We start from the raw sequence: 21,910 nt of genomic DNA, 5'->3' as shown, positions 1-21,910 counted from the left end.
ATGTACTTATGCAAAGATAACTCCTGTCAGATGTTAGGGCTTGTTACTTCACGATTAACTTACTAGGCAAAATAAATGCAAACTGGCTACCAACTCCCACTTCACTACTGATTTCCAGCATTGAATCATGATGGTTAAGTGCATGCTTTACAATCGCGAGCCCTAGTCCGCTTCCTCCGGTATCCCTTGATCGAGCTTTATCTACCCGATAAAAGCGCTCCGTAAGACGATGCAGATGCTGAGGTTCAATACCTTCACCGCTATCTTCAACATCCAGATGAGCACCTTTCTTCGTTTCATACCAACGAACATGAATTTCGGCGCCAGCAGGTGTGTATTTCACTGCATTGTAAACAAGATTTGATATCGCACTTCGGAGCTGATCTTCATCGCCAAGCACCTTAAGCTTTTCATCAATATCAAAATCAAAAACGTGCCCTTCACTTCCGCTTAGTGTGACTGCTTCTTTCTCAAGAACTTCAAGCATCCGGGGAACATTGACCACCTGATCCAGTTCATGCATCGGAGCCGCTTCAATTTTTGACAGAGTCAGTAACTGGCTCACCAGGCTATTCATTCTATCCAACTGCTCAGTCATCACACCGTGCGCTTTGGTCCACATAGGACCCACCACCATATCCGGATCTTCGGTCATTTCCAGGTAGCCACGAAGAACGGTCATCGGTGTACGAAGTTCATGGGAGACGTTAGCAAAGAAGTTGCTGCGCATGCCTTCTAACTGCTTCAACTGAGTGACATCACGTACAACCATCAAATACTCCCCCTCGGTATAAGGAACGATACGCAGTTCAAGCATACGTTCAATATTAAGAGGAGAACGCATCTCTAAAGGATCAGAGAAGTCATTCTTGTTCAGGTACTTAATAAAATCAGGAGTACGGATAAGATTAGAGATAGGTTGTCCGGAATCGTCGGGCCAGCGAAAACCCAGTAGATGCTGTGCTAACTTATTGCACCAAACGATATTCCCCTCAGAGCGAAATACTACGACCGCATCGGGCAGTGCTTCAGCACCAATACGGAATCGGCGAATCAGATTCGCCAACTCTTTTCTTCGGTTTCGCTGTCTTTGTTGCAGTCGGTAAATACCGTTAAACAGGCTTTCCCAGTGACCGCTTCCAGAAGGAGGAGATAAACGCTTTTCATCCCATAACCAGGTAGACAAACGTACCTGATTATGGAGATGCCACAGCAATTGAATTACCGTAGCAGCGAGTAAAAGCCACGGCATGTAACCGAAGAGCCATCCAATGATGACCCAGGGGGTGTAAAAAAAAACTAGCGACCAGGCTAGCTTTTTCCAGGTTAACCTTTCAACCATTTAAATCTCCGAATCCGGAATCCTTACGCCTTGGTTGAGAAACGGTAGCCTGCACCTCGTACAGTCTGAATAAGCTTATCGTGACCATCGGATTCCAAAGCTTTGCGTAGACGACGAATATGTACATCTACTGTACGATCTTCAACATAAACGTTTGTGCCCCAAACATTATTTAGTAACTGCTCACGGCTATATACACGCTCTTGATGGGTCATGAAAAAGTGCAGCATTTTGAACTCGGTTGGTCCCATATCAATCGCATCGTCATTCACTGTTACCCGGTGAGAGACAGGATCAAGCCTTAAGCCCTGAACATCAATAATATCTTCTAGTGCTGTAGGAGTGACGCGTCGAATTACCGCTTTCAGACGTGCCACCAGCTCTTTAGGTGAAAACGGCTTAGTAATGTAGTCATCCGCTCCGGCTTCAAGGCCACGAACTTTATCCTCTTCTTCGCCACGAGCAGTCAGCATAACAATTGGAATGTTACGGGTAAGCTCGTCTCGCTTGAGGTGTTTGATCAGATTGATACCAGAACCACCTGGTAGCATCCAATCCAAAAGAATGAGGTCTGGGTATGGTTCGCACAGTTTGTTTATTGCAGTATCGTAATCTTCTGCTTCAACTGCTTGATACCCCTTCTGTTCAAGAACAAAGCACAACATCTCACGAATAGGAGCTTCGTCTTCAACCACCAGAATCCTTCTAGACATAATTGAACAACCTTTAAGTTTCTATCAACGCTACGCATTATCTTTACTTAGTATGACACTTTTGTGACCTTTGCAAACTATTTTTCATATAACTGTCGTATTCAATTCATTGTTATTTTTTAATTTTGCTCTAATGCATAACTTCTTGTCAGAAGGTACAAAGTACGAAACAAACTCCTCAACAAAACCGTCGATTTCCACTATCATTGCGATCCTGATTTGGATACATGAGAAAAATTATGTGGTTTAAAAACTGTCTGGTATATCGCTTCAATCGCGAGATCGAATTTAACGCAGATAAACTCGAAAAACAGCTTGAGGAGTTCCGCTTTACACCTTGCGGCAGTCAGGATAAGAGTAAATTCGGCTGGACGAATGTTATGGGTAAGCATGGAGATATGATGACGCATGTTTCCGAAAACCGCATTCTTATCTGCGCAAAGAAAGAAGAGAAAATGCTTCCGGCATCTGTTATCAAAGACTCGATGAATGAAAAAGTTGAGATGATGGAACAGCAAGAAGGCCGTCCTCTGAATAAGAAAGAGAAAGACAACATCAAAGAAGACATCATTGTCGATCTTCTTCCTCGCGCTTTTAGTAAAAGTCAGAACACTTTCGTTCTTATCCTGCCAAAAGAAGGCTTTATTCTGGTTGATGCAAGCAGCCATAAAAAAGCGGAAGATGTTCTTGCCCTTCTACGTAAAACAATGGGCAGTCTGCCTGTTGTTCTGGCATTCCCGGAAAGAGCCGTTGAAGACTCAATGACCGACTGGGTTAAGAGTGGCAACGCACCTCAGGGACTGGAAGTTCTTGATGAAGCTGAACTACGCTCTGTTCAGGAAGATGGCGGTATTATTCGCTGTAAGAAACAAGAACTGAGTGCAGAAGAGATCCTGAACCACCTTGAGTCAGACAAAGTAGTAACGAAACTGGCGCTGAACTGGCAAGAGCGCATTGAGTTCCTGCTCGCTGACGACGGCAGCATCAAACGCCTTAAATTCAGCGACGATATCAAAGATCAGAATGAAGACATCCCAAGAGAAGATCAGGCTGCTCGCTTTGACGCAGATTTCTCTCTGATGAGTTCTGAATTCGGTGCTTTCCTGCCAGGGCTATATGAAGCTCTTGGTGGACTACCAGAAGCGTAATCTCACTAAAGCCTGATTACCACACATTTAGTGGTGATTAGGCTTTAAATTTCCCTCTATCCAACAACCTTCTTTTCGCGTAAAATTCGCGCTCCCAATTACGCTATCAGGTAGCGTAATTCTGACTTGATATCAGACTAGAGATAAAGCAATGTTTAAACCAGAATTACTATCCCCTGCGGGTAGCCTTAAGAATATGCGCTACGCATTCGCTTATGGTGCTGACGCAGTATACGCCGGACAACCTCGTTACAGCCTTCGTGTACGTAACAACGAGTTTAACCACGAAAACCTAAAGATCGGTATTGATGAAGCACATGCACAAGGCAAAAAGCTTTATGTTGTATGTAATATTCAGCCTCACAACTCTAAGCTGAAAACCTTTATCCGTGATCTTAAACCCGTTGTCGATATGGGCCCAGACGCATTAATTATGTCTGACCCAGGTCTTATCATGATGGTTCGTGAAGCCTTCCCGGAAATGCCAATTCACCTGTCAGTACAGGCAAACGCAGTTAACTGGGCTACCGTTAAGTTCTGGGAAACCCAAGGTGTTGAACGTGTGATTCTTTCACGCGAGTTATCTCTGGAAGAGATCGAAGAAATTCGTGAAAAGTGCCCGAAAACCGAAATCGAAATCTTCGTTCACGGTGCACTATGTATGGCTTACTCTGGTCGTTGCCTGCTTTCTGGATACATAAACAAACGAGATCCAAACCAGGGTACTTGCACCAACGCATGCCGTTGGGAATACAAAGTGGAAGGCGCTGAGCAAAATGATGCAGGTCAGATCGTAGAGATTCAGGAAGCAGAAGAACGCCCAGACAACACTATTGGCCTTGGCAAACCAACGGATGAAGTAGTTCTGCTTTCAGAAAGCCATCGTCCTGAAGAAAAAATGGCCGCTTTTGAAGATGAGCATGGTACCTACATCATGAACTCTAAAGATCTTCGTGCAGTTCAGCATGTTGAGCGCTTAACTAAGATGGGTGTCCACTCGCTTAAGATTGAAGGCCGAACCAAGTCTTTCTATTACTGTGCTAGAACGGCACAAGTTTACCGTAAAGCAATTGACGATGCTGTTGCCGGCAAGCCATTTGATGAAAGCCTGATGGGTACGCTTGAAAGCCTTGCTCACCGTGGCTATACCGAAGGTTTCCTTCGCCGTCATACTCATGACGCTTATCAAAACTATGACTATGGCTACTCAGTGTCAGATTCCCAGCAGTTTGTTGGTGAGTTCACAGGTAAACGTCGCGGCAATCTTGCGGAAGTAGAGGTTAAAAACAAGTTTGTGGTAGGTGATAGCCTTGAGCTGATGACCCCGCAAGGCAATGTTATCTTTACTTTAGATACGATGGAAAACCGCAAATCAGAGTCAATTGAAGACGCAAAAGGCAATGGTCACTTTGTGTTTATTCCTGTCCCAGAAGACATGGATTTGCAATATGGTTTGCTAATGCGTAATTTAAATGACGGCAAAAACACCCGAAACCCTGTTTAATGCAAACGATTACAACACTATTTGCAACTAAATGTTTCCTAAAAACAGGTAATAAGCACTAAATACTGTAACTTAGTGTAACAACTCCAAGAGTGTGATGTAACCGTATTGCAGTGGCACCAGAAATGCATACAATAAAAGTATCAGTAGCAAAACTACTGGTACTTTTTTTATGTAAACTGACATATAGGTGGATTCTCTCATGAGCGATATCTACAAAATCGAGACCTATAGCGAGTCGTGTGCCGGTCAAATTGCCGGGTATATTAATAATAATGGTGGAGCATGTGTTGTTCTGGGCTGGTCAATAGTTACTGACTATGTGTTCAACTCTCAACAATCTCTAGAGCTACTACCAAGCATCTCATGCATCAGTGATGACGTGAGTGAGCACGACATATATTGCTGGTCAACGTCAACGAAGGTTGCTGCTTAGTTTTCATATCCCCCTATAGTCACCAGTTTCTATTCCCAGAAACTGGTGATTATTGCTTCACTTGTGCTACACTTCGCGCCCATTAAATTTTCCGTGTTTATCCAAACACACACAGTCTATATAGAGAGAGTTACCGATGGCGCTGCTAATCCAAGCCAGTTGTATCAATTGTGATATGTGCGAACCGGAATGCCCGAATAGTGCTATCTCAATGGGTGATGAGATCTATGAGATCGACCCACTACTATGCACGGAATGCAAAGGCCATTATGAAGCCCCGACCTGTCAATCTGTTTGCCCAATTACCAAGTGTATTATCACCGACCCGGACAACATAGAAACAGAAGAAGAATTGTTGGAAAAATTTGTGATTATTCAGGGGTTAGACAAATAACCAATATTACCAATGCCTGAATTAAAAAAGCCTCACAAACAATGTGAGGCAAAAAGGCATGTATTATTGGCGTTGCAATTTACTGAAGATAAGCGTTCATCATCCAAGTTTCTTTTTCCTGCTGGCTGATGTAATCACTAAGAAGTGAAACCGTCCCCTCATCACCCAGCTCCGAAGCCATTGAAAGAATGTTGCGCTGTTTAACCAAAAGAGCTCTATAAGCGTCCAAAATCTGCTCAATAGCCACAGCACCATTTGTCACATCCAGTGCTTCGCTAATTTCAGAAACCTCCAGGTACTTTGAGTAACCGTGTACCGGTGTCGACTCCAAAGTCAGAATACGTTCTGCAATTTCATCAACCTTCACGATCAGGTCGTTATAAATTTCTTCAAACTTTGCGTGTAATTCATAAAAATCACGACCTTTTATATTCCAGTGATAACCACGAACGTTCATGTAAAGAACCTGATAGTCAGCCAGAAGAGTATTTAGCTTATCGGTCAGTTCTAGAGTCTGTGCTTTGTCGAGTCCGATGATATTCTTTTCCATAAATCCTCCGAAGTATTCTTTAAATTGTTTATTTTGCTTCTTAATCTCTTGTATGGGTTAAGAATACTCGGAGTTACAAAAAAGATAAAAACGATTAAACTTATAGATTCAATAGCTAATTACTATTAAAAAAATATTGCCGCGACGCAACCTCCATCAGAATGGTTTTGCAGTGAGAATCTCCATGAAAACCTCTGGCACAAATGCTCGACTATTAAGAGTCCCATTCCATGACCATCTTCACTAGGAATAGCTTGTAAGCCCTCTCCCTCATCTATCACCAGTAAGTTTTTATCCGTCATTTCGATACGAATCATTCCCTGTGGAGTAGCCGCGATAGCATTTCTGATAAGGTTGCCAACAAGCATATTCATTACTGCTTCGCTGGCTGGTATCGAAGGAAAACCCGTTACATGGATGTCAAACGCCAGCTGCTTATCCGATGCCTGAGCAGAATTTTGAGCTACTATCTTCTCTAGCTCCTCTCTGCTCACTTTTCTGTCGGGTGTATCATCTTTGCTTCTTTCATACCGAACCAGACTGAGCAGTGCATCAACCATAGTTCGCATCTGATAAGTCGCTTCTGCAATACGTCCTACTTGTCGAGCCTGAAATTCACTTTTCTCCCCTCTTGCCAACAAGTTGGTTGATCCTTGCATCACTGTTAGTGGAGTTCTTAGCTCATGACTGGCGTAGCGGGCAAATGCTTGCTCACGTTGAATAACGGATTTTATTTCTGAGCGATAATGGTTTAGTTCCTTAGTGAGAGTAACAAACTCAATCGCTGCGTTTTCCGGGACTTCAAAGGCCTTTCCTATTTCTCCCCGATGCTCTTCAAGTTGGGATGTCAGCGAATTGATTGGCTCAATCAGTTTCTGGGATAACTTATAAAGCAGTGTACCGAAAGAGAACATCAGTACTGACACCATTGCCAGCACAGCAACAATGGGTAACATCATCTCTTCAGAAGTAAATTCAATACGATCTATTTCTGTAGAAAGAACTATCGGGTAAGTTTTACCGTTGTGAGTATACTCCCCTAAGTAGAGCATGTGAGAGATAGGCTCTTCGTCAGTCTCTCCCAAAAAATGTTTATTACCGACTAGGTACTTATCAAATACTCCCGGAACATCGGAAAGATCGTTGTATGCAACAGTCAGAAGATCTACGTCGATGGGGCCCTTTTCTCCAGCAATAAAGCGCTCAACAGCAATGTCCCGATCCAGCAAAATTCTTCGTTCACCAACTCTGTCTTCAGACCAGACTAAAGCGACAATAAAGATTGCATAGCAAAACAGACCTACGGAAACAGAGAGCAGGAGAAAGAAAGCGGCCAGTCTTCCGGTTAAGCTGCGAGTGCTGGAAAACAGTTGATTAATCATAACGACCTCTCCAGCCGAAAACCGACTTTAGGAATCGTAGTTAATATCGAAGATTCAAAAGGTTTATCTAATTGAGTTCGCAACTGATAGATGTGGCTGCGCAATACATCATTGTTTGGCTCCTCTTCACTCCAAAGCTTTGTCGCGATTTGCTTACGGGTTACCACTTCAGGGGCTTTAATAACCAACATTTCCAGAATAGTGTAGGTTGTTGGATTGAGGGCCAGTAGCTTATCTTGTCGGTAAGCTCGCCTGCTGATCTGATCTATAGTCACTTCACCAAACGTCAGCTTAGTGTTGGCTACGGCCCCTTTATAGCGCCTAAGCAGTGCATCCATTCGCGCAGATAGAATTTCCAGATCAAAAGGTTTGGTGAGATAGTCATCTGCACCATGCTTAAAGCCTTTAAGCTGATCTTCTCTGCTGTCTAAAGCCGTTAACATCAGTACCGGAGTACTGTTTCCCGCTTCTCTGAGTTTATTACAGACAGTTAGCCCATCCATTCTGGGAAGCATCAGATCGAGAAGAACGATATCGAACTCATTTTCCATCGCCAGTTTGAGTCCCAGTTCGCCATTGTCGGCATAATCCAGTTCCATCCCCATACACTCAAAATAGTCAAACAACATACCCGCAATCTCGCGGTTATCTTCAACTAACAGAACTTTCTTCATCTCAAACTACCTTCCAGAAACCCACTGATATGATCGTCTTTTTTATGTGAAAAATATGTCGACGACAACTCATTCACACAAGGCCAGTTACATTCTATCTGTCAAATTTGCAGGGAAATGAAAGATGAATGCACCCTTATTGCACCAAATTGGTCCACTTACTATAGCTCGTGAAACAGAGCCTGCTGCTGAACTATCTGTGATTGTTCCTTTTTTGAATGAGCAGGATGTCTTACCTGAATTTCACCAGCGCTTAGTAGCTGTTTTGGATGGGCTGGCAGTTCAATCGGAAATTGTGTATGTCGATGATGGCAGCACAGATAAGAGCGCCAGTATCGTACAATCATTCAAGGCCACCAGCAGCCAAATTCACTGTGTTTCACTCAGCCGGAATTTCGGTAAAGAGTGTGCCATGAGTGCAGGTTTACAGCATAGCAATGGCGAAGCCGTGATACTGATAGATGCTGATCTACAGGACCCTCCAGAGCTGATCCCCGAAATGATCGAGAAATGGCAGGAAGGCTATGACGTTGTAAATATGCAACGAGCCAGCCGAGAAGGAGAAAGCTGGTTTAAGCAGTTCTCCGCCCGTTGTTTCTATAAACTACTTAATAAGTTAGCCAAGCTTGATATACCAGAAAATGTAGGTGATTTCAGGCTGTTAAGCCGACAAGTGGTCGATCATATCAATCGACTGCCAGAACGAAACCGATACATGAAGGGCATCTTCTCATGGCCTGGATTTTCTCAAACCACATTGCAGTTTGAACGAGATGCCCGCTTTTGTGGCGATACAAAGTGGAACTACTTAAAGCTAGTTGGACTAGCAATGGATGGCATTACCTCTTTCTCTATTCGCCCTCTTCGAATAGCAACAGTATTAGGAAGCATCACCGCTCTATCTGCATTTATTTATGGAATGGTCATCGTAACCAAAACCCTGTTCTTCGGTGAGCCCGTTACTGGCTATCCATCATCCATGGTAGTCCAACTAACACTTGGAGGCATTCAGCTTCTTTGCATCGGACTACTCGGCGAGTACGTTGGGCGAATCTTTACTGAAACTAAGCAAAGGCCACTCTATCTGATCAAATCCATTCACAACCAACCCGCTAAAAAGCGCAAGGTTAAACTAGGAAGCACCGCATGAGTATCAACAAAAATCACCTTTGGTTGCTACTAGGTTTTGCGTTGCTACTCAGGCTTATTTCACTGGCTACATACCCGCTAATGGACACAACAGAAGCGCGCTATGGTGAGATGGCAAGGCTCATGGCTGAAACCGGAAACTGGTTAACACCTCAGTTCGACTACGGGGTGCCATTCTGGGGAAAACCACCGCTATTCACCTGGATGAGTGCAGCAAGTATCAAGCTATTGGGTATAAGCGAGTTTGCTGTGCGTCTTCCGCACTGGATAGCTGGCGTGGTAACTATTGCTCTGATCGCATTCTTTGCAAAAAAATCTGGAATCAATGCTCTGGTTGCATCAATCGTTCTGGCAACCTGCGGTATCTTCTCCATTGCGGCAGGGGCTGTAATGACGGATATGGCACTAACCTTGTCGACAACAATGACTATGATTGGTTTCTACTACTGTTGGGAAGGGCAGAATAATCGGTCCCGGTTGTGGGGATATCTGTTTTTTGTCGGATTAGCCTGTGGGCTGCTTGCCAAAGGACCCGTTGCCATTGTGTTAGCTGGATTGGCCATCTTTCCCTGGTTAGTTCTTCAACACGGTTTTGTTGGTGCATTCAAAGAGTTTTGGGGGCGGTTCCCTATTAAGTCAGGTGTTTGCCTGATGCTGATGATTGCCATTCCCTGGTATGTGTTAGCAGAACTCGCCACACCGGGTTTCATTGACTACTTTATTGTGGGTGAGCACTTCAAGCGATTTGTTGTCAGTGGATGGCAAGGCGATCTGTACGGTTCAGCGCATGATCAACCACGAGGTATGATTTGGCTATTCTGGCTACAGTCTGCGCTTCCTTGGTCACTCGTTCTGCCTATATTATTCTGGAAACGACGTTCAATAATTAAAGAGCAAAGCAGTTTAAACAAAAGTCTGGCTAGCTTTCTTTTCTTGTGGCTTATATCCCCTATGGTGCTTTTCACCATGGCAGGAAACATCCTGCCAGCCTACGTACTTCCAGGTATTCCGGCTTTAGGTCTTTTAATTGCGATGCTGATAAATAATAAGGACATAAGATGGATATCAGGTACAGCAGCAGTACTTCCCGTTCTCCTAATGCTGGCGATTTTGGTACTTAATCTGGGTAAAGCCGATGAAAAAAGTGACCGTGTAATTTTTGACCACATTCAAAGTTCAGATCCCGTCTTCTACATTGGAAGTCGCCCCTTCTCTGCACAATTTTACAGCTTCGGTCAGGCAAAGAAGCTAGATGTTGAGAACTCTAGTATCAATCTGCCGGATAAGTACTACCTGGTTGGTAAAGCGAAAGAAGTCACTCCTGTATTAGAGGAAAATGGACTCAACTGTACGGCCGATTATATTGCCAGGTCTAAGCGAGTATTGTATCGATGCAGGGCTGCGCATGAACCTGGTTAAGATATCAAGCTTTGCGGTTGTGGGCTGCTTTGGATTTATGGTTGATGCTTCTGTGTTTTACTTTAGTTATCAGGTCGTTCAATTGGATTTAATGATTGCTCGAATCATCGCCTTTCTGTTTGCTGCAACTGCAACCTGGTTAGGAAATCGTTGGTTTACCTTCCAAAGTGCAAACAAGGCTAAAAAGCTAAACCAGTGGCAAAGATTCTTATTTGTCGCCACCATTTCTGCGGTGCCTAACTTTATTGTGTTTAATCTGGTATCAAAAATACTTAGTGCAGAGCCTGTTGGGGTTTATATAGCTCTGGTATCTGGCGTACTGGTCGGAATGTTAAGCAACTTTATTTTGAGTGACAGATGGGTGTTTAGCCGTTAAAAGAAAATCACTGAGCTAACATGTTTTTGTAGGTTAAGCTCAGTGATTTAAGTTCTCATAGGGTATTAAGTTTTATGATTCTGACTTAGTGAACCTGAACTCCTGCAATTTCTGCTCACTGCCATCCTGATAAACAAAGGATTCAATTCGCCATACCTGAGAACCAACAAAGCTCAGTTCAACGCGAATATCCGAGGTATTTACACCCTCATAAATCACATCCTGAACATTGGTTGGATAAAAGCTATAGCGCTGATTACTATCCAGCTGCTCTCCAGCAAAGCCAACTGATACTTGTTTAGTTTGGTTAATAATATCTAAGCGGTATCCTTCACCTTGTGAGTAAGAGAAGTTTGCATCCAACTCCAGGCCAGTGTCAGTTGTAATAGCTACATTGGCATTTGCAATCGAAGTCAGTGAGCCGCTCGCTTTGATATCACTGATACTACTTCCGTCAGTGGTATTACGAATAGAGACGTCCCAATTACCAATAAAGCGATCGATTTCATCCCAATACTGGTTGGTATCTGTGGTCTGAGTCTGAGCTTGTCCTGAACCGATATCAGATATCGCATCATTTCGGCTATCGTGGCGGATGTTTTCACGGTTGTTCTGGATATCGTGAGCTGCCCCACTCACACCACCAGCGACTCCTCCGGCTATCGCACCTTTAACAGCAAGATCAGCATCCCCTGTCAATGCTCCTAGAGTCAACCCAAGTAACGCGCCACCGGCAGCACCTTGTTTAGTTGCAGCGTTAGGATCATCAGTACCATCTGGGCTTACACAACCCGTTAATGCAATTACAGAAATCAAAGACAAAGAAAGGATCGATTTTTTCATGTTTCACTCGTATTTTTAAGAACCAGAAATTCCACATACCAACGTCGACATCCTCTGTCTGATGTCGATATATTAAGCGGATCTATCAATACGATCTAAACACTAGGAGTTATAACGCTGATAAGCGTTACTTATCAGCGCTACTGGAGACTTCTAACTTACACCTCGGCTATTTAAATGTTCCGAGTATTCTTGGTCGGCTTTCTTTATATGGTTAAGTAACCAACCTTCGAGGAACTTAGAAAACTCTTCACCAAGATCTTCACCTCGATCAAATCGGTCTTTGAAGCTCTGAGCTTCCGCCTCAAGCTTGCGGTGTTTCGCTTTGTGCGGTTCTAAATCGGGATAACCATATTTTTTCATCAGGCTTTCTTCATATTGGAAATGGCTCTTGGTGTACTCAATAACACCTTCCATAACACGTGCAATAGCACCTCTGGCGCTCTTGGTTATCTGAGTTCTATGGTACTCATTAGCAAGGGTCATCAGACTACGGTGCTGTCTGTCTATCTCCTGAATACCTACGGAGTATGAACTGTCCCATTCAAACAATTTCTTCGGAGGAACCCACCCCGCTTCCACTTGCCCTTCATCAACAATAAAACGATTAGACAGTGAGCGTACTTCTGAAGATAGCGCCCTTACCCGACCACTAGACTCACGAGAAATATTGGCGTCATGTGATGTCTGAGCCGCAACATCCTTTACACTAATAATGCTTCGATTTATCTCTTCTGCAACCGTTCCTTGTTGCTCTGCCGCTGTTGCTATCTGCGTACTCATGTTATTGATAACATCAACTGCTACAACAATCTCTTGAAGAGCCTGCTCTGCCCCGGACGCCTGCTCTACACTTCGATGCGCCTGCTCCACACCTAATTTCATTGCTTCTGCTGCATCCTGAGAACCACTTTGTAACTTGGTTATCATCTCCTGAATTTCATGAGTGGATTCCTGAGTTCGTTGCGCCAAAGTTCTAACTTCATCCGCTACCACTGCAAATCCACGTCCATGCTCTCCAGCTCGTGCGGCTTCAATCGCTGCATTGAGTGCTAGTAAGTTGGTTTGGTCAGCAATACCTCTTATCACGTCCAGAATCGCAGTGATATTGTTGCTATCACTCTCTAGCGTCATAACTACCTCACCCGCCCTCTCAACTTCAGTAGCGAGTGTCTCGATTGAACCAACGACTGAGTTCACAACGTCTAATCCATTACCTGCCGCCTGCTTAGCACTCTCAGCTGCTTTTGCTGCCTGAACAGTACTGTTGCTCACCTCCTGCACACTCAGAGTCATCTGATTGATAGAGGTCGCAGCCATATCAATATCAGTCTCTTGCTTTAATACGCCTTCACAAGTCTTCTCATTCGCTTCGTACATGTTGCCGCATATCGAATCCAGGTTGTCACTAGAGTGCTTGATATTGAACATGGCCCGTCCAAAGTCATTGGCAATTCGGTTTAGTGCGATACTGGTTCTGCCAAACTCATCCTTAACATTTAATTCACTGCGCGCAGTCAGATCACCTTCAGCCAACTGAGTGGCGACATGACTCAAATGATCGATCGAATGACCAAGAGCAATATAGAGAGCAACAAAGATGATCGATATCAGGATAATAACGAGAACAAAGATCCATAGAACCAGATTCATATAACCTTTATCCTCGGCAATGCGTTCACTCAGCAAGCGATCCAGCTCAGGGACGACGATATCGTATAACGCCAAACAACCTGCGATGGCTTTGGTCCCAGCCTCGAAGTATTCACCTGCGCTGACAGAAGCAAGCTGACTGCCAAGCAGTTCTTCTTCAGTCATCTTTATGAACTTATGAGTGGCTTCTACCGCTTCCTGTCCGGGCTTCGAGAGACTCGCTATCAGAGTCGAGTTCTCTTTCTCTGCAGTACCTAGCGCTATCCGCAATCTATCCAAGTGGCTTATCAATCTGTCACTCAACACAGAGAGTTTCAACGTCGGATATAAAGAAAGATCGTTTTTAGCGATTGCTCCAGCACCTGCACCACGAACTTGTCCCATGCTTTCCGCCAGCGCAGGTAACAGGTTAACGACAGTGTCCATCAGGTAATAACTGTCCAGCTCAGGATCTAGAATCAGGTTGGACTGGTTAGCCACATGCTGCATGTGTTGCAGAACGAGAGCGATCATTTCGGTGTGAGCTAAGAAGTTTTCCTGAGCAGAAAGGGCGGTTGCACTCTTTAGGTTTTGCCAGGTTCTCAATATCTCCTGTGAACCAGGTTTACTATCCAATACCTCCCCTAACTCATCATCTGCCAGTGCGAGTTCTTTAAAATACTCATCGACTGTATCTTTACGTTTTTGAACTTTGGGAGCGAAGGAATTATCGCCACTCATCAACCCCTGCGTGGTTCCTCTATGACCCGCCATGTTGGCTGCCAAGTGTCTCAGTATTGGAATGTATTCTGTGCCTACTCTCTCTTTTTCAGCGAAAGCGATTTTTGAATCGAGTTGTGACCACAAAATTAGGTTAGTCACCAGCAATGGGGCAATAAAGATCGCCCCAATCGCCATAAACTTAATGCGAAATGAAAAACGGTTGAGCAATAAAATTAAGGGAGAGAGTATTCGTTCCATGCTTAACCCTCACAGGTAAGTGCTGATTCAATCAATACAGTTCTGTATTACCGATTTAACCTTCCCCAGCCAAAATATTTACTACTTGTCTATGCTATTTATTTAATTCTGATTAGTTAAAATTAGTTTATGGTGGTGTAGTTTGCAAAGATCTGCAAATCACCTATCCGATATGCTTTTGAAAGAAGTACTTATCGATTCCTTTCGCTGGGAAACCGCTATATTTTCCAACTTCTGTAAATCCAACTTTGAGATAAAAATCTCTGGCCTGAAAAGAGAATGTATCCAGATATATATCGGTGACCCCTTTCTCTCTAACCTCTGACTCAACTTTGTTTAGCAGCTTAGAACCAAGCTTTTCACCCCGGGATTCTTCATCAATCCAAAAGTGGGCAATAAACAACGTATTGGTATAAATCTCGCCCTTTAGACCACCGATGATCCCTCCCGATTCATTGCGTGCATAACAAGCTATTTTTATCCTCTCACCATCGGGAAGATGGTTCGCGTTGTATGCAATAAGCCCATTAAGAATAGTGTCTTCTATTTCTTTCTCAGGGTGTAAATCGAAGTGAATATTCATGTTCCTATTACTCATCATAAAATTCAGGAAAGCTAAAATACCGTAATTCAGATAACATAGACAGTTATTACCATAAATACCGGAGCGGTTGATGACCATATCTTTGAATGAATGCATTGTTCCTATGTATCCAACTATTCAGGCGTTAGATGTTAACGCACTGGATGCAGGAGAGCACAAATTCTGGTTCGCAATCGCAACAGACGCCATTGGCCATCCTCAAACATTAGCAGTTAGGGTGTTCAAAGGTAAAAAAACGGGTAAGCGACTGATGATTACCGCGGGTATTCATGGTGATGAGCAAAACGGTATCTTAACAGCTCAGCAACTAGCCAGAACGCTCATTGATAAAGAGCTTGCTGGTACTGTCACCATTGTGCCTACCGTCAACTTATCGGGCATTGCACGTCATAGCCGCGATTTCCATTCAGCGGCTCCTGATAGCTCATCTGCTAACTTAAACCGTGTATTTCCCGGAACAGCCCAGGGTGATGATGCACACCGTTATGCTTATAGCTTGTGGGAGAACTTATTGAAGCCGAACGCAGATTTAGCGATTGACCTTCACTCTCAAACGAGTGGTTCCGCTTACCCTCTTTACGCATTTGCCGACTATCGTTTAGGCGACTCCATCCGTATGGCGAGATTAATAAATCCAGATGTCATCCTAAATGATCCGGGAGATCCGGGCATTCTCGAAACCGTCTACAACCGTGCGGGTATTCCATCAATCACGATTGAGATAGGTATTGGTCGCTATACAGATTTGGCGATGATCAATCGTGCTACCGAGGGGATATTAAACATCCTTAAGTCTTATGAAATGATTGAAGGTTCAGTGACACCTTCAAACTCTGAGTGTGTAGAGGGTTCAGAAATTATCAGTGTCCGCGCCAACCAGGGTGGTTTTGTTATTTGTCATGTTGAACTGCTGGATTTCGTATCTAAAGGAACGCTATTGGCAACTCAATATAATAGCTTTGGTGATGAAGTGGAGATCTACAAAGCCCCGGAAGATGGCACGGTTATCAGCCACAACGTTGAGTCTGTTCGTGCTCCTGGCTCACTAGTCGTGAGACTTATACGTTAAAATGGTATTTTGTATTAAGGGGAGAGCTCCCCTTAATACATAGTCCTCTCTAGGCATAGTTCACTGTAAACATAGTTACCTGTAGACATAGCTACCTGTTTCAGTCATATGCTTTCAGGCAATCTACTATCAGGTCAACAAACCCTTCCCTGTCGATATCGAACAATACCTTAGCATTTGGTTCGTTCCCTGTTAGCAGGTACCTGTCCACTACCGTCATTCCTTGAGTGTATTCACCTTTAGTTTCTATACCTACCCAGCAATCCTGAGACGTAAATAATGAATCGACCAGCCTCCTGTAGCCACTAATTTGAATTACAATTAGTAGTCCACAGGAGGGCAAATGAATAAGCAGTTTACCGAAGAATTTAAAATCCAAGCCGTAAAACAAGTCACCGAACAAGGCTACACGGTAGCAAGTGTGTCAGAACGCCTTGGAGTCTCCACCAATAGTCTCTACAACTGGATGAAGAAGTACGGGTCAGACAGCAAGCACTACCAGCAAGCAAATGAGCAAGAAGCGAAAATACGAGAGCTGGAAAAAGAGCTGAAACGAGTGACACAGGAACGTGACATCCTAAAGGAAGCAACTGTATTTTTCGCCAGCGAGTCAAAGAAAAATACGCGTTTATAAAATCCCGACTCAACAAATATCCCGTACGTTTAATGTGTCAGGTCTTGAATATTCAACGCAGTGGTTTCTACGCATGGATAAGGAAGCCAAAATCTGCCAGAGCTATTGAGGACGAGCGCTTACTGGGCTTGATTAAGCACTCTTGGCTTGAAAGTGGTTGTGTCTATGGTTACCGCAAGGTTCAAAGTGATCTACGGGATTTAGGGGAGACATGCAGCAGGCACCGAGTCGCCCGCCTGATGCGACAAGAGGGACTGAAAGCTCAAGTTGGATATAAGAAGCGTCGTGGCATGTATAGTGGTCAGCCAGCACTTATTGCTGAAAACATATTAGACCGTGAATTCTCGCCATCTGAGCCGAATCAATCTTGGGTAACAGACATCACTTATATCAGAACACACGAAGGTTGGTTGTATCTAGCAGTCGTGCTCGACCTTTATTCGAGAGCGGTGGTCGGTTGGTCAATGAGTTCAAGGATGGAATCAGAGTTGGTAACACAAGCGCTTCTCGCTGCGGTATGGCGTCGAAAGCCTAAAAGTACAGTGCTAATCCATTCTGATCAGGGAAGTCAGTTCACGGGCTATGAATGGCAGGCGTTCTTAAAAGAGCATAACCTGATACCTAGTATGAGTCGCAGGGGAAACTGTCATGACAACGCAGTAGCAGAAAGCTTCTTCCAGCTTCTAAAACGTGAACGGATTAAGAAAAAGATCTACCAAACAAGAGAAAAAGCACGTTCAGATATTTTCGATTACATTGAGATGTTTTATAACTCTAAACGTAAGCACAGCCACGCTGAGAATATGCCTCCACTGGTGTATGAAAAGCTTGGAATTTACAACTAGTCGCTGGTATACAGGAGGCTGGTCGATTCAGGTAGTGATTTGGTTGCCAATGACAGTGTGAGCTTCTAGCAAAAAAAGTAGCCCCTAAACAACCTGTCCATCAGATAGAAATGCGACAAATTAAAGAGTCTTATGGTGCAATGCCAGCCTTTATGCCTTCTTGCTTTCCTGCTCGCGGCATCATGGTGACCAGTCTTGACAACTTGTCTATTTATTTCTTGGACAGAGCTTTCAGACAATCATTCGGCAAGCGTAATGATGGATTAAACCAACTAGAAAATTATGAATCTGCTTCTCTGGCTTATGTTGTCGAACAACTAGATAAGGCTGCTGTTATTGATTTTGAAACCGTTAAATTGAACAAAAACGGCGAATGGAAATAACAGGAAGGTAGTGAATCGTGCTTGATATTGAATTTTCTAGCCCTGTCAGCGTAATGAACAGCGACATTCTGGGCTATCTGGAAGTCGCTCTGATAAATGGCTTGTACGAGCCACCTATCGCTTTAGATACATTAGCAAAGGCGTTACGAGTAAACCCGATGCATTTCAGTGCCATTGAGTTTAAGCGCAATACGCTGACGTATTTAGTGTCGACCAATGAACTCTTAACCAGAAGCGACTTAAAACAGTTTATCCAGGACTACTTAACCTTTGGGAATGGGTATCTTCAAATTATCCGCAACTGGGGTGGACTTGGGGAGGTGGTTCAAATCAAGCACTTTCCTGCGCTCTATATGCGAAGACGTGGTGACCTTGGGTACAGCTATAAACCGAAAGCGTATGACGATAATGGCCGCATTGACTTTAAGAACGGGCAGATATTCCACCTCGCGGGTTATGATGTTGCTCAGGAGGTTTATGGGCTTCCTTCCCACGTTAGTGGCCTGACTTCGATTTGGCTCAATGATGATGCGACTTTGTTTCGTCGTCAGTATTACCGCAATGGTCAACATGCGGGTTATCTGCTGTATATGAACGAACCGGCCATGACGGATAAGCAAGAGCAGGAAATCAAGGAAAGGTTAAGAGCGAAAGAAGGTCTGGCATTCAAAAATATGTTTGTGAATGCCAAGGGTAAAGACACCAAAGCCCCCGAGCTCAAACCTATAGGCCAGGTGGAAGCAAAGGACTCGTTTAGGGATGTGAAGAACCAAACCATGAATGATGCTCTAGCCCTTCATCGCGTTCCCATCGAACTGATGAGCGTTCGAAGAGAGGGCATTACTTCATTGGATTTGAATAAGGTGGATTGGCTGTTTCACAAGAATGAGCTGCTTCCTCTTGCAAATACCTTCATGGAGCTTAATGAGTTCACAGGGAGAGAGGTTATCACCGTCAATCCCTACGAGATGAAAGACACATAGATGTATAGTCCCATTTCGTAAAATGACAAAGGCCGCTATTTCTAGCGGCCTTTTTGAAAGCTTTTGGACATATATGGACGCCCCTGTGATTGCAAGAACTGATTAGGTTCGGCTCGCTGACATATATCCGACGTCTCTATGAGCTTTTACTGCTCGCGCCATGATGTAATCTGCTCTCTGCTTCCTTTACATTTTCACGGCATCAGTAATGCCTTGTCCAAAATTAGGTTTTCGCAGAGACGTTGACCGTTAGTTCATCAATACTTGCAAACTCGGGTACTGCTGTTTATTTGTAAGTAACTCTATATATTAACGGTTACGCAAAGGCTTTATTCACGTTGAATTGTTCACCTGAGCTTAAAAGATGCCATCCAACTCGACATAGCTTATTAGCCAAGGCGACAACAGCTTTAACTTTGCCTCTTCTGGCAATAAGATCCCGTAACCAAATTCCCATCTTGTCCTGACGTTTATCTGCATACCGAACAACCGCTCGTGCGCCATGCAAAATTAGCGTTCGTAGCTGTCTATTGCCGTTTTTGGTAATACCTTTCAGGCAGGATTTACCGCCTGAACTATGTTGCTTCGGAACTAAACCACACCAAGCAGAAAACTGACGGCCATTAGAGAATTGCTTCCCAGTACCGAGTTCACTAATTAATGCAGAACTGATAATGGGGCCAAATCCCGGAACTTCTTGTAACGCTTTAAAACGGGGATTGGTTTTACACAGCTCCAGTAAGTCGTGTTCCACTTGCTGAATATCCCTATTTACCTGCCTAAGCTCATTGTAGTTTTCAAGCAATACACGCCTCATAACGTGAGATAGCTGATTACTCGCATCTTCAATAGCTAATGGCAGAAGTTCTTGAAATTTAGTCACGTGCTTAGGGAATATCACACCATATTCAGCAGCCATAGCACGAGATTGATTAACTAAAGCAATGCGATTATCAACAAGGCGTTGGCGAACGTTTCGCAACGCCTTGATGTCTTGCTGCTCAATAGTCTTTACTTGAACTGGGTGAACATCTGGTCGTTGGGAAGCTTCGCATATTGCTCTGGCATCATTGGCATCGTTCTTCTGGTGCCCAACAAACGGTTTAACGAATTGAGCTGGGAGCAGTATGACTTCAAACCCGTGTTGCTTCATTTGTCGTGCCCAATGATGGGATGATGCGCAAGCTTCCATAGCGATGAGAGTGTTTTCAGGAAGCTGACTCAGTTTCTTCATCAAATCACTTCTGGTGATCTTTCTGTTCCATGCCACCTTGTTATCATGAAGTAGAACACAAACCTGAAAGACGGATTTGGCAATATCGATACCAACAACTTTAATGTTCATGATGGATGCTCCTTCGTAATTAAGTGCTAACACCTTAATTCTGGCTCATCGAAGCCGTTAATGGGGGCGTCCATCACATCATTTTCTTTCATTTACTACTTCCGCTATTAACTCAACTTTATTCAGTAGTTTTACTGAAGTATGCAAAACTTCACCTGCCTCTTGGTGAAGTTTATTTTGATATACGGATGCTTTTCGCCCTTCTATATTTGGCAAGTTCACTTGAGTTACGTATTATCTAAATTATTCATATATTTATCATGATTATTCATTATCACCGTCAATGATTTAGAGAGAAGAACGAGATTGTTAGACGGAGTAAAAACGAACAGAAAGCATTAAGTGTAAGGGGGGCGGATGCGAAGATGGTATGTACCTGCAGTTGTTCCACTGAAGACAAGAGTCAAAAAAATATCAATAGCTCTAATATTAACTTCTTATGGTGGTATATCAGCGTATTACGGGAAAATGGTTGTTCCGGGTAGAGGATATGGGCTTATATTAGAGGGTATACCCTTATATCTGATGTTGACTGCCTTTTTATGTGGAATTATTTCTCAATTATCTGTTGTGGTGAGCCATTACGATAAACGGAACAACGAAGGCCAATATGAATATTTTTCTCAGTTGACTATGTTAGTTGGGTGGGGATTAGGAATATCCAGTATTGCAGTGCATATTTGTTTGCCGTATTTCGAATAAATATTTGATAGTCTGGTCTAAATTACACATACAAGCGTCTAAGATTGACTCCCAACACATGGCATTTTCCATTCCTTTTGGTGGGCGGTGTTGAAGGCATAATTGTTCTGCTCCAGTCAAACTGGACAATTATCCAAGCGAACTATTATACAAATGTAATGTAGAGACTTAGATGTTAAAAAGTAACGATATTTGGGAGTGACCACGTGTGGTTCTATAAGAAAAAAGGTAAATATGAATAAGTACACTAGATATTGTGCAATTTTTCTGTCTATAGGCGTAGCTATTTATGTTGCAGTACTATTGGTAAGGGATGTACCAGTTGTTTACTCTAATGCTATAAACTACTCAGGAGGCGAAAGCATATTTGCGTACGGCCTTACTGCTTTTGTCTCATTTGCGGTAATATCTTCGATAGCTATCCCGTATCTGCTAATTCGTTCTGCCAAAGCATATTGGCTCTTACCTTTCATTGCTCACCTGTTGTTTGTGATACCTAGTTATCCTGTATTTGCGTTGACCATTTACTTATTGGTTTGGTGGAGCACTATGACATTTAACCGAGTTTATAGATTTAAAAGTTAGACTAGTGTCCTGGAAATCATAGCTGAATACGCATTCACTTAAGGGATTACTATTTTTAATTCTGATTTTGAAAGGTTTTGGGAGGAAGTTACCATGAAGTATTTTGTCTCTTGGGCCGGACCAGATGCACGGAGCTGGACAATACCGTTCACTTATCCTCTGATAGTAGACTTTCATCTTATGAGAGATTTCATAAGATTTATGCAGTACCATGTTT

At 43.5% G+C, this 21,910-nt stretch carries 23 protein-coding genes; 12 read left to right on the top strand and 11 right to left on the bottom strand.

The window, feature by feature from the left end; genetic code table 11:
• Window positions 1–43: 43 nt before the first annotated feature.
• Together phoR and phoB are read right to left on the bottom strand one after the other, a co-directional pair.
• The gene (gene phoR / locus SNR28_RS12260) at window positions 44–1,342 is read right to left on the bottom strand and encodes a phosphate regulon sensor histidine kinase PhoR (protein WP_375752752.1); all 1,299 of its coding nucleotides are present in this window, start codon (window positions 1,340–1,342) and stop codon (window positions 44–46) included.
• Window positions 1,343–1,365: 23 nt separating this feature from the next.
• Window positions 1,366–2,055: a phosphate regulon transcriptional regulator PhoB gene (gene phoB / locus SNR28_RS12255; RefSeq protein ID WP_375752751.1), complete on the bottom strand. Its 690-nt coding sequence runs from the start codon at window positions 2,053–2,055 to the stop codon at window positions 1,366–1,368.
• Between the two features lie 239 nt (window positions 2,056–2,294).
• On the opposite strand from phoB, the gene rdgC reads away from it, so the two are divergent.
• The 4 genes from rdgC (at window position 2,295) to SNR28_RS12235 (ending at window position 5,537) form a co-directional block, all read left to right on the top strand.
• The gene (gene rdgC, locus SNR28_RS12250) at window positions 2,295–3,203 is read left to right on the top strand and encodes a recombination-associated protein RdgC (RefSeq protein WP_375752749.1); all 909 of its coding nucleotides are present in this window, start codon (window positions 2,295–2,297) and stop codon (window positions 3,201–3,203) included.
• Window positions 3,204–3,354: 151 nt separating this feature from the next.
• Window positions 3,355–4,707, top strand: coding sequence for a tRNA 5-hydroxyuridine modification protein YegQ (yegQ, locus tag SNR28_RS12245; protein ID WP_375752747.1), 1,353 nt, complete (start codon window positions 3,355–3,357; stop codon window positions 4,705–4,707).
• Window positions 4,708–4,909: 202 nt separating this feature from the next.
• On the top strand, window positions 4,910–5,143 hold the full coding sequence (locus SNR28_RS12240; RefSeq protein ID WP_375752746.1) for a hypothetical protein: 234 nt from the start codon (window positions 4,910–4,912) through the stop codon (window positions 5,141–5,143).
• Between the two features lie 136 nt (window positions 5,144–5,279).
• Window positions 5,280–5,537 carry a YfhL family 4Fe-4S dicluster ferredoxin gene (locus SNR28_RS12235; protein WP_375752745.1) on the top strand — a complete coding sequence of 86 codons (258 nt, stop codon included), beginning with the start codon at window positions 5,280–5,282 and terminating at the stop codon, window positions 5,535–5,537.
• Between the two features lie 79 nt (window positions 5,538–5,616).
• On the opposite strand, the gene SNR28_RS12230 is transcribed toward SNR28_RS12235, so the two are convergent.
• The 3 genes from SNR28_RS12230 to SNR28_RS12220 all read right to left on the bottom strand — a co-directional run bounded on the left by SNR28_RS12230 (window position 5,617) and on the right by SNR28_RS12220 (window position 8,143).
• On the bottom strand, window positions 5,617–6,087 hold the full coding sequence (locus tag SNR28_RS12230; RefSeq protein WP_375752744.1) for a Dps family protein: 471 nt from the start codon (window positions 6,085–6,087) through the stop codon (window positions 5,617–5,619).
• A 125-nt stretch (window positions 6,088–6,212) separates the two neighbouring features.
• Window positions 6,213–7,469, bottom strand: coding sequence for a sensor histidine kinase (locus SNR28_RS12225; protein ID WP_375752743.1), 1,257 nt, complete (start codon window positions 7,467–7,469; stop codon window positions 6,213–6,215).
• Window positions 7,466–8,143 (bottom strand): response regulator transcription factor, encoded by a 678-nt coding sequence (locus SNR28_RS12220; RefSeq protein WP_375752741.1) that lies wholly within the window; start codon window positions 8,141–8,143, stop codon window positions 7,466–7,468. Before SNR28_RS12220 ends, SNR28_RS12225 begins: the two co-directional genes overlap by 4 nt.
• A 124-nt stretch (window positions 8,144–8,267) precedes the next feature.
• Here SNR28_RS12220 and SNR28_RS12215 point away from each other — a divergent pair, with 124 nt between their 5' ends.
• From SNR28_RS12215 to SNR28_RS12205, 3 genes are read left to right on the top strand one after another with little or no spacing between them, the layout of a single operon-like run.
• Entirely contained in the window at window positions 8,268–9,293 is a 1,026-nt protein-coding gene (locus SNR28_RS12215) for a glycosyltransferase family 2 protein (RefSeq protein ID WP_375752739.1), read from the top strand.
• Window positions 9,290–10,711 carry an ArnT family glycosyltransferase gene (locus tag SNR28_RS12210; protein ID WP_375752738.1) on the top strand — a complete coding sequence of 474 codons (1,422 nt, stop codon included), beginning with the start codon at window positions 9,290–9,292 and terminating at the stop codon, window positions 10,709–10,711. Before SNR28_RS12215 ends, SNR28_RS12210 begins: the two co-directional genes overlap by 4 nt.
• Window positions 10,698–11,087, top strand: coding sequence for a GtrA family protein (locus SNR28_RS12205; protein WP_375752737.1), 390 nt, complete (start codon window positions 10,698–10,700; stop codon window positions 11,085–11,087). The genes SNR28_RS12210 and SNR28_RS12205 overlap by 14 nt, the downstream gene beginning before the upstream one ends.
• Before the next feature lie 72 nt (window positions 11,088–11,159).
• Here the strand turns inward: SNR28_RS12205 and SNR28_RS12200 are convergent, their stop codons facing one another.
• The 3 genes from SNR28_RS12200 to SNR28_RS12190 all read right to left on the bottom strand — a co-directional run bounded on the left by SNR28_RS12200 (window position 11,160) and on the right by SNR28_RS12190 (window position 15,126).
• Window positions 11,160–11,930 carry a hypothetical protein gene (locus SNR28_RS12200; RefSeq protein ID WP_375752736.1) on the bottom strand — a complete coding sequence of 257 codons (771 nt, stop codon included), beginning with the start codon at window positions 11,928–11,930 and terminating at the stop codon, window positions 11,160–11,162.
• A 153-nt stretch (window positions 11,931–12,083) separates the two neighbouring features.
• Window positions 12,084–14,543 carry a bacteriohemerythrin gene (locus SNR28_RS12195; RefSeq protein WP_375752735.1) on the bottom strand — a complete coding sequence of 820 codons (2,460 nt, stop codon included), beginning with the start codon at window positions 14,541–14,543 and terminating at the stop codon, window positions 12,084–12,086.
• Between the two features lie 163 nt (window positions 14,544–14,706).
• Window positions 14,707–15,126 carry a GNAT family N-acetyltransferase gene (locus SNR28_RS12190; protein ID WP_375752734.1) on the bottom strand — a complete coding sequence of 140 codons (420 nt, stop codon included), beginning with the start codon at window positions 15,124–15,126 and terminating at the stop codon, window positions 14,707–14,709.
• A 91-nt stretch (window positions 15,127–15,217) separates the two neighbouring features.
• Between SNR28_RS12190 and SNR28_RS12185 the strand changes: the two genes are divergently transcribed.
• Complete coding sequence (locus SNR28_RS12185) at window positions 15,218–16,216, top strand: succinylglutamate desuccinylase/aspartoacylase family protein (protein ID WP_375752733.1); 999 nt, start codon at window positions 15,218–15,220, stop codon at window positions 16,214–16,216.
• A gap of 100 nt (window positions 16,217–16,316) precedes the next feature.
• Here the strand turns inward: SNR28_RS12185 and SNR28_RS12180 are convergent, their stop codons facing one another.
• On the bottom strand, window positions 16,317–16,559 hold the full coding sequence (locus SNR28_RS12180; RefSeq protein WP_375754072.1) for a nucleoside hydrolase: 243 nt from the start codon (window positions 16,557–16,559) through the stop codon (window positions 16,317–16,319).
• Here SNR28_RS12180 and SNR28_RS12175 point away from each other — a divergent pair.
• From SNR28_RS12175 to SNR28_RS12165, 3 genes are all read left to right on the top strand, one after another.
• Window positions 16,560–17,695 (top strand): IS3 family transposase gene (locus tag SNR28_RS12175; RefSeq protein ID WP_375748130.1). Its coding sequence is split into 2 segments (ribosomal slippage): window positions 16,560–16,809 and window positions 16,809–17,695, totalling 1,137 coding nucleotides; the frame shifts between segments, so codons are not numbered across the junction.
• Between the two features lie 110 nt (window positions 17,696–17,805).
• Window positions 17,806–18,078 carry a P2 family phage major capsid protein gene (locus tag SNR28_RS12170; protein WP_375752732.1) on the top strand — a complete coding sequence of 91 codons (273 nt, stop codon included), beginning with the start codon at window positions 17,806–17,808 and terminating at the stop codon, window positions 18,076–18,078.
• Between the two features lie 17 nt (window positions 18,079–18,095).
• Window positions 18,096–19,061: a phage portal protein gene (locus SNR28_RS12165; RefSeq protein ID WP_375752731.1), complete on the top strand. Its 966-nt coding sequence runs from the start codon at window positions 18,096–18,098 to the stop codon at window positions 19,059–19,061.
• 316 nt (window positions 19,062–19,377) lie between these two features.
• On the opposite strand, the gene SNR28_RS12160 is transcribed toward SNR28_RS12165, so the two are convergent.
• On the bottom strand, window positions 19,378–20,406 hold the full coding sequence (locus SNR28_RS12160) for an IS110 family transposase (protein WP_375748275.1): 1,029 nt from the start codon (window positions 20,404–20,406) through the stop codon (window positions 19,378–19,380).
• Between the two features lie 357 nt (window positions 20,407–20,763).
• Between SNR28_RS12160 and SNR28_RS12155 the strand changes: the two genes are divergently transcribed.
• A complete protein-coding gene (locus SNR28_RS12155) occupies window positions 20,764–21,108 on the top strand; it encodes a hypothetical protein (RefSeq protein ID WP_375752730.1) in 345 nt (114 codons plus the stop codon).
• Between the two features lie 344 nt (window positions 21,109–21,452).
• Here SNR28_RS12155 and SNR28_RS12150 read toward each other — a convergent pair whose 3' ends face one another.
• Window positions 21,453–21,581, bottom strand: coding sequence for a hypothetical protein (locus SNR28_RS12150; RefSeq protein WP_375752729.1), 129 nt, complete (start codon window positions 21,579–21,581; stop codon window positions 21,453–21,455).
• Between the last annotated feature and the right edge of the window lie 329 nt (window positions 21,582–21,910).

Source organism: Vibrio iocasae, from assembly GCF_042245395.1.
GTDB classification, from domain to species: Bacteria; Pseudomonadota; Gammaproteobacteria; order Enterobacterales; family Vibrionaceae; genus Vibrio; species Vibrio iocasae.
The sequence above is the reverse complement of the archived record's forward strand: the minus strand, read 5'-3'. Positions and strand labels throughout refer to the sequence as shown.